Consider the following 7,405-nt stretch of genomic DNA (forward strand, 5'->3'; position numbering starts at 1 on the left):
TCACTCAAACCGGGATGGAAATAAAAATTATTAAAATCAATACAATGTGAAAATGCAATGAGCATAAGCGTGTAACGTAGGTTTACTGTCTCATACAACAAACCCACCAATAATTCAAGACGTCCTCCACGGGGCGCTTACCTTAAATCCAGCTCCTGATCCTGCAATAGCACCAACAGATGATAGACAAGGTCCGCCGCCTCGTTGGTCAGCTCCTCTTTGTCGTGTACCGTGGCGGCTAAGGCGGTTTCCACTCCCTCTTCGCCGACTTTCTGAGCAATGCGTTTTGTGGCGCTGGCGTACAGGCTGGCGGTATAGGAACTTTGTGGATCGGCGTTTTTACGCTCGCCGAGCAGCGTCTCCAGCGTATAGAGAAAGCCCCAATCGCTGCTGGCTGGAGAGAAACAGCTGCTGGTCCCGTTGTGGCAGGTCGGGCCTTGGGGATGAACCAAAATCAGCAGCGTATCGTTGTCGCAGTCCGGATGGATGCTGACCAGCCGCAAAACGTGACCGGAACTTTCGCCTTTGGTCCACAAACGTTGTTTGCTGCGCGAATAAAATGTCACCTGGCCGGATTGTTCGGTTGCCTGCAGCGCGTCGGCGTTCATATAGCCCAGCATCAAAACCTCACCCGAGACGGCATGCTGGACGATGGCGGGCAGCAGGCCGCCGTTTTTTTGCCAATCCAACTGCTGGTGCTGTTGTTCGGTTAACATAATCTGATGTCCACTCTCTCTGCCGCCAAAAACTGCTTCAATTCACCGATATTGATGATCTGCTTATGGAACACCGACGCCGCCAGGGCGGCCGTCCACGTGCGCGTCGCGAAACGCGCCAAAAAATGCGCCATCGTGCCGGCGCCGCCGGAAGCGATAAGCGGGACGTGACAGCGTTCACGGACCTGCCGCAGCTGCTCCAGATCATAACCGTTGCGCACGCCGTCCTGATTCATCATGTTGAGGACGATTTCCCCCGCGCCGCGCCGTTGCACCTCTTCCACCCAATCCAGGGTTTGCCAGGGGGTGATGCGGGTCCGGGTTTCGTCGCCGGTATATTGATTGACCTGATAACGCCCGTTGGCGGCGTCAAACCAGGTATCGATGCCGACGACGACAATACACTGGACGCCAAAGCGATCCGCCAGGCGGCTGATAAGCGTCGGGTCCGCCAGCGCCGGTGAATTAATGGAAATCTTGTCGGCGCCGTAAGAGAGGATCTCGCCGGCCTGCTCGATGCTTTGGATACCGCCCGCCACGCAGAAGGGTATGTCGATGACTTCGGCGACCTCGGCTATCCAGCGCTTGTCCATCACCCGGCCGGCGGTGGAGGCGGTGATATCATAAAAGACCAGTTCGTCAGCCCCTTCTTCGGTATAGCAGCGCGCCAGGGGCACGATATCGCCGATAACTTCGTGATGGCGAAATTGCATCCCTTTGACCACCTGACCCTGCCGGACATCCAGGCAGGGAATTATGCGTTTTGCCAACATGTCAGCGCCTCCGCGACGGCGAATTTATTTTCCAGCAGCGCGCGGCCGACGATGACGCCCTGCCCGCCGCTGTGGCGTAGCTCGGCGATATCCGCCCGGCTGCTGATGCCGCCGGAGGATTGAAACGCAATATCGGGCCAGGTGTCGCACAGCGATCGATAAAGCGACAGGTTACTGCCCGCCAGAGTGCCGTCGCGGGAAATATCGGTACACAGCACGTGTTTCAGACCCAGCGGACGATAGTGCGCTATCACCTGTTCCAGCGTCGCGCCGGAGTCTGCCTGCCAGCCGCTTATCGCCACCCGACGTTCGCCGTCGCCGTCGATGCGCACGTCCAGCGCCAGCACCAGCGTGTCAGGGCCGAAACGCTCAAACCAGCGCCGCACTTCCTGCGGCTGTCTCACCGTGGTCGAGCCGACCACCACGCGGGTGGCGCCCGCCTCTAGCAGCGCTTCCACGTCCGCCGCGCTGCGGATGCCGCAGCCGATCTGCACCAGCGCCGGCGCACCCCCTGCCAGCAGCCGTGTCAACAGCGGTATCTGGCGCGCTTGCGGGTCACGGGCGCCGGATAAATCCACCAGGTGCAGCACCTCGGCCCCCTGGCGCAGGTAATCCTCAAGGCGCGGTAGCGGATCGGCACCATAGCTGCGCTGTGTCTGATAATCGCCTTGATGCAGCCGCACCACGGCGCCGTCAATCAAATCCAAAGCGGGTATAATCACCGGTTACATCTCCAAAAAGTTTTTCAGCAGCCGGCGGCGCCGGAGCGCTCGGGATGAAACTGCACGCCGAAGAAATTATCCTGCTCCACCGCGGCGGTGAACGGCGAGCCATAGCTAGCCTGGGCGATGGTGGCGGCGCATAGCGGCATGGCGTAACCGTGAACGAAATAAAAGTAACTGCCGTCGTCAATGCCGCGAAACAGTCGATTGCCGGCCTGCGCCGTCACCTGGTTCCAGCCCATATGGGGCAGGCCGGCGTCCGCCATGCGCGTCACCGGCGCGTCGATAATGCCGAGGGTGTTGACGCCGCCATTTTCATCGCTGGCGGACCCCAGCAGCTGCATACCGAGGCAAATACCCAATACCGGCTGGGTACAAGCTTTAACCAGCGTAATAAGTCCCCGCTCGCACAACTGGCCCATGGCCGCCTGGGCGGTGCCGACGCCGGGCAGAAACAGTTTGTCCGCCTGCAATACCACATCGGCGTCGCGGCTGACGATCGGTTGATAGCCCAGACGGCGCACCGCCGCGGTGACCGAGAACAGATTGACGCAGCCGGTATCCAGGACAACCACGTTCATTACAGCACTCCTTTTGAGCTGGGCAGGGTGTCACCCTCCACGCGGATGGCCTGGCGCAGCGTGCGGCCGAAGGCCTTGAACAGACTCTCTACCCGATGATGGTCATTCTTGCCTTTGGTGCGCAGGTGCAACGTGCAGGCCATGGCATAGGAAAGGGAGCGGAAGAAATGCTCCACCATTTCGGTACTGAGATCGCCCACACGCTGAAAACTGTATTCGGCTTTATATTCCAGATGCGGACGCTCGGAGATGTCCAGCGCGCAGCGCGCCAGGCACTCGTCCATCGGCAGCACGAACCCGAAACGGCCAATGCCGCGCTTGTCCCCCAGCGCCTTGTTCAGCGCTTCCCCCAGGGCTAGGGCGGTATCTTCCACAGTGTGGTGATCGTCGATATGCAGATCGCCCTGCACGGCAATATTCATGCTCAGCCCGCCGTGGGTGGCTATCTTATCGAGCATGTGATCGAAAAAGCCGATGCCGGTGTTGATACGGCTGCCGCCTTCCCGGTCGAGCCAGACTTCGACGTCGATAGCGGTTTCCCGCATCACGCGCTTGACGTGCGCATGGCGATCGCGGCGGGTCAGCTGCTCGCTGATAGCCTGCCAGTTGAGCGTTTCGCGTTGATAACGCAGCCCGCTGATACCCATATTGGCCGCGAGCGCCATATCGGTTTCCCTGTAGCCGATGACATAGCTGTGGGCGCTGTCCAGCGCGCTCTCTTGCAGCCACGGCGTAACCAGCGCGGTCTGCGGTTTACGGCACGCGCAGCCGTCGGCGGGCAGATGCGGGCAAATCAGCACCTCATCAAAAACGATGCCTTGCGACGTGAAAATGGCCATCATCAGATTATGCGGACCATCGAAATCCGCCTGCGGAAAACTGGCGGTGCCCAGGCCGTCCTGGTTGGTGATCATTACCAGTCGGTAGCCGGCTTTTTGCAGCGCCAGCAGTGCCGGGATCACATCGGGCTCCAGTGCCAGCTTGTCCATACGGTCTACCTGGAAATCTTCTGGGGGTTCGCTGATGAGCGTGCCATCACGATCGATAAACAGGACTTTCTGATTCACAGGGACTCCTTGCTGGATGAAGACGCCGGGGTCAACGCTTTTAGCGCCGCGACCACGCTCTGGCATTCCGCCTGGGTGCCGATGGTAATGCGCAGACAGTCGGCCAATCCCGGCTGTTTGCTCTGATCGCGTAAAATCGTACCCTGATCCCACAGGGTTTTGAACACCTGATAGGCCGGATCGCACCGGACCAGCAAATAATTGCTGACGCTGGGATACACCGCGCGGATGCAGGAGCATTGCGCCAGCTCGCGCGCCAGCATCTCGCGATTGGCATTGATCTGCGCCACCCGCGTCCGCGTTTGCCGCAACCCTTCGGCGGACAGGGCCTGTTCGGCGATATTCGCTACCGGCAGCGCCAGGGGGTAGGGGGCGATGACTTTTAACAACAGCTGAACCACTTCTGCATTAGCCAGAACAAAACCGCAGCGCAGACCGGCCAAGGCGAAAGCTTTAGACAGCGTGCACAGGATGACCAGGTGCGGATACTGGGCGAGCCAGTTCACCACGCTCGCCTGGGGGCAGAAATCGATATAGGCTTCGTCCACCACCAGCAACGCGCGATCGCGGGTCATTTCCAGCAGCGCGCGCAGGGTCTCGGGGTCGATAAGGTTGCCGGTGGGATTGTTCGGGCTGCAAATGTACAAAAGCTTCACGCCGTCGAGCCGCGCGCGAATGGCCGGCAGATCAAGCTGCCAATCCTCGCGGGCCGCGCCCGTGCGGCGCGCAATGCCAAAGGTTTCGGCGCTGACGCTATACATGCCATAGGTGGGCGGGCAAAACAGAATGGCATCGGCGCCTGGTTCGCAAAAGGCGCGGATCAGCAGCTCAATACCCTCGTCGGCCCCGAGGCAAACCACTACGTTTTCCGGCCGCACCCCCGCATAGCTCGCGTAGCCGGTAATGACGCCCGTTGGCTGACAGGCCGGGTAGCGGTTAAGATCGCCGCCGCGCAGATCGTAAACCGGCGACAGCGGGTACTCGTTGGCGTTCAGCCAGATATCCCCCTGGTCACCCAGCCGGCGCGCCGACTGATAGGGCTCCAGCGCCAGCGCCAACAGGCCGGCGGGTGTGAGTTCCTGCACCGTCATGCGTTTTTGGAAATCCGCCAGTCCTAGGCTTGAACAGGTGGCGGTATAGCCGTAGGTGGGTAGGGCATGGTTGGTGCCGGAGGCGTAATCGCCCGCGGACTCCGGCGACCAGTCGCCGAGGAAAATGGAGCCGGCGCTGGTAATCTCCTCCACCCAGCGCGATGCATCGCGGGTTTGGATAATCAAGTGCTCCGGCCCGTAACGGTTGCTGATGGCCACGCACTCGGCCAGATCGGCGGTGATGATAAGGCGGCTGCTGGCCAGCGCCTGGCGGGCGATAGCGGCGCGGGAGAGTGACTGTGCAGCTGGCGTTCGGTTTTCAGCGCTACCCGCTGCGCCAGATCGGCGTCGGGGGTCAGCAGGATCACCTGAGAATCGGGGCCGTGTTCCGCCTGCGACAGCAGATCGGCGGCGACAAACGCCGGATTGGCCCGTGCGTCGGCGATAACCAGCACTTCGGACGGCCCCACGGGCATGTCGATGGCGCCGCCGTCCAGACGCTGGCTGACCTGCCGTTTCGCCTCGGTGACCCAGGCATTGCCCGGGCCAAAAATCTTGTCCACTTTCGCGATGGACTCGGTGCCGAACGCCATGGCGGCAATGGCCTGCGCGCCGCCGACCTGGTAAATATCCTGGACCCCGCAAAGCGACGCGGCATACAGGATTTCATCGGCGATCGGCGGCGGCGGGCGAGCACAGGATCACCCGCCTGCAGCCGGCGATGCGCGCCGGCGTCGCCAGCATTAGCACCGTCGAAGGCAGCGGCGCCGAGCCGCCCGGGATGTAGGGCCCCACCGAGGCCACCGGCCGGGTCACTTGGCGGCAGCGCACACCCGGCATCGTTTCCACATCGACCACCGACAATTGCTGGGCACGGTGAAAACACTCGATGTTCGCCACCGCCATCGCGTGTTTAATTTCCGGCGCCAGCCGGCGCGCAGCCTGCTCAACGGCCGCTTGCGTGACGCGCAGCTCGGGAGTCTCGGTGCGGTCAAAGCGGGCGTTCAGCGCGCGCAGCGCGTTGTCTCCCTCCTGGCGAACCTGTTGCAGAATCGCGCTGACGGTGGCGCTGACGTCTGCCTGGGCGTCGACCGCCGGGCGGGTCAACAGCCGCGCCTGTCCGGCGGCATCGCAATCGCACCAGCGTCCCGGTTGGGAAAAAACAGTGGTGGTCATGGCGTTACTCCATCATCTTTTCAATGGGCAGCACCAGTATCGAGCTGGCGCCGAGGGCCTTCAGGTTTTCCATGGTTTCCCAAAACAGGGTTTCGGTGCTGACCATATGCATCGCCACACGGTGCTGATCGCCCGCCAGCGGCAGGACCGTAGGACGTTCGGCGCCAGGCAACAGGCTGATGATTTGATCCAGCCGCTCGGTGGGGGCGTGCAGCATGATGTATTTCGATTCACGGGCTTGGATGACCCCCTGAATACGGATCAAAAGCTTATCCACCAGCGATTGCTTGGCCACCGACAGTTCGCCATCGCGCTGGATGAGGCAAGCCTTTGAGCGATAAATGACTTCCACCTCGCTCAGGCCGTTAGCCTCGAGGGTAGCGCCTGTGGACACCAGATCGCAGATGGCATCGGCCAGGCCGGCCCGCGGCGCGACTTCCACAGAGCCGTTCAACAGGCAAGATTTAAAGGTGATGTCGAGTTTATCCAGATACTGCTTGAGCAAATGCGGGTAGGAAGTGGCGATGAGTTTACCGCGCAGGCATTCGGGACCGGTCCAGGGGACGTCCAGCGGCAGCGCCATCGACAACCGGCAGCCGCCGAAATCGAGCATGCGCAGGGTGAAATAGCGGGGATCTTCCCCTTGTGCGCGACGGGTCAGCAATTCCTCTTCCAACACGTTTTCGCCGATGATGCCGAGATCCACCACGCCATCCATCACCAGGCCCGGGATATCGTCGTCGCGCACCCGCATGATATCAATCGGCATATTTTCGGCAAAGGCCAGCAGGCGCTGCTGTTGCAGATTGATTTTTATGCCGCATTGCTCCAGCAACTGCTGCGATTCTTTGCTTAACCGGCCCGATTTCTACATTGCTATCCGTAACCGTGATTTGTCCAACATGATGTCCTCTGCCGTAACTAAATTATTTATCCAAGCCAAAAAAAACCCTCGGAAGAAATCTTCCGAGGGCTCTCTCTGACATTCTGCGCCGCTGGAAGATTAGAACGTCTTCCAGCACTCATCGCCTGAAAGACTAGTCAGGGTGATGGTGGTGGTGATGATTGATCAGAATGTTTGTCATTGCCTGTTCACACGTCGCGTTACTGAATTTTCAGTAAACAATGCCGATAACCTAACGTAAGCGTACGCCCAGCGCCGTATTGACAGTTATTCAGCAGGGATGGTGAGGTTCCACGGCAGGAGCTCTTTGATTTTGTTGATGGGATGATCCGCGATAATCGCCAGCACATGGCGCAGATACGCTTCCGGCTCCAC

At 60.4% G+C, this 7,405-nt stretch carries 6 protein-coding genes, 3 pseudogenes and 1 other annotated feature; all 9 genes and pseudogenes read right to left on the reverse strand.

All coding sequences use genetic code 11. From position 1 onward, the window contains the following. Positions 1 to 137: 137 nt before the first annotated feature. A complete protein-coding gene (gene hisIE / locus ACMX3H_RS15570; RefSeq protein ID WP_415211474.1) occupies positions 138 to 716 on the reverse strand; it encodes a bifunctional phosphoribosyl-AMP cyclohydrolase/phosphoribosyl-ATP diphosphatase HisIE in 579 nt (192 codons plus the stop codon). Continuing rightward, entirely contained in the window at positions 710 to 1,489 is a 780-nt protein-coding gene (gene hisF, locus ACMX3H_RS15575; protein WP_415211475.1) for an imidazole glycerol phosphate synthase subunit HisF, read from the reverse strand. The genes hisIE and hisF overlap by 7 nt, the downstream gene beginning before the upstream one ends. Continuing rightward, a complete protein-coding gene (gene hisA / locus ACMX3H_RS15580) occupies positions 1,471 to 2,211 on the reverse strand; it encodes a 1-(5-phosphoribosyl)-5-[(5-phosphoribosylamino)methylideneamino]imidazole-4-carboxamide isomerase (RefSeq protein WP_415211476.1) in 741 nt (246 codons plus the stop codon). The genes hisF and hisA overlap by 19 nt, the downstream gene beginning before the upstream one ends. Before the next feature lie 3 nt (positions 2,212 to 2,214). Next, positions 2,215 to 2,792, reverse strand: a pseudogene (gene hisH, locus ACMX3H_RS15585) (imidazole glycerol phosphate synthase subunit HisH). Then, positions 2,792 to 3,859, reverse strand: a complete 1,068-nt coding sequence (hisB, locus tag ACMX3H_RS15590; RefSeq protein WP_415211477.1) for a bifunctional histidinol-phosphatase/imidazoleglycerol-phosphate dehydratase HisB — start codon at positions 3,857 to 3,859, stop codon at positions 2,792 to 2,794. Before hisB ends, hisH begins: the two are co-directional and overlap by 1 nt. Further along, on the reverse strand, positions 3,856 to 5,229 hold the full coding sequence (gene hisC, locus ACMX3H_RS15595) for a histidinol-phosphate transaminase (RefSeq protein WP_415211478.1): 1,374 nt from the start codon (positions 5,227 to 5,229) through the stop codon (positions 3,856 to 3,858). Before hisC ends, hisB begins: the two co-directional genes overlap by 4 nt. Then, positions 5,133 to 6,126 (reverse strand): annotated as a pseudogene (gene hisD, locus ACMX3H_RS15600) (histidinol dehydrogenase). Before hisD ends, hisC begins: the two are co-directional and overlap by 97 nt. A 4-nt stretch (positions 6,127 to 6,130) precedes the next feature. Continuing rightward, a pseudogene (hisG, locus tag ACMX3H_RS15605) lies at positions 6,131 to 7,030 on the reverse strand (ATP phosphoribosyltransferase). Between the two features lie 36 nt (positions 7,031 to 7,066). Then, positions 7,067 to 7,188: a sequence feature (His leader region), on the reverse strand. A gap of 109 nt (positions 7,189 to 7,297) precedes the next feature. Then, on the reverse strand, positions 7,298 to 7,405 hold a 108-nt coding region (locus ACMX3H_RS15610; RefSeq protein ID WP_415209556.1), incomplete at its 5' end, for a transposase domain-containing protein.

This window comes from Sodalis sp. (in: enterobacteria), assembly GCF_047607725.1.
Taxonomy (GTDB): domain Bacteria; phylum Pseudomonadota; class Gammaproteobacteria; order Enterobacterales; family Enterobacteriaceae; genus JBLKSS01.

What these genes read in the sequence shown, in the direction of transcription:
- hisIE (WP_415211474.1), bottom strand. Translation starts at nt 716, where the DNA reads ATGTTAACCGAACAACAGCACCAGCAGTTGGATTGGCAAAAAAACGGC.
- hisF (WP_415211475.1), bottom strand. Translation starts at nt 1,489, where the DNA reads ATGTTGGCAAAACGCATAATTCCCTGCCTGGATGTCCGGCAGGGTCAG.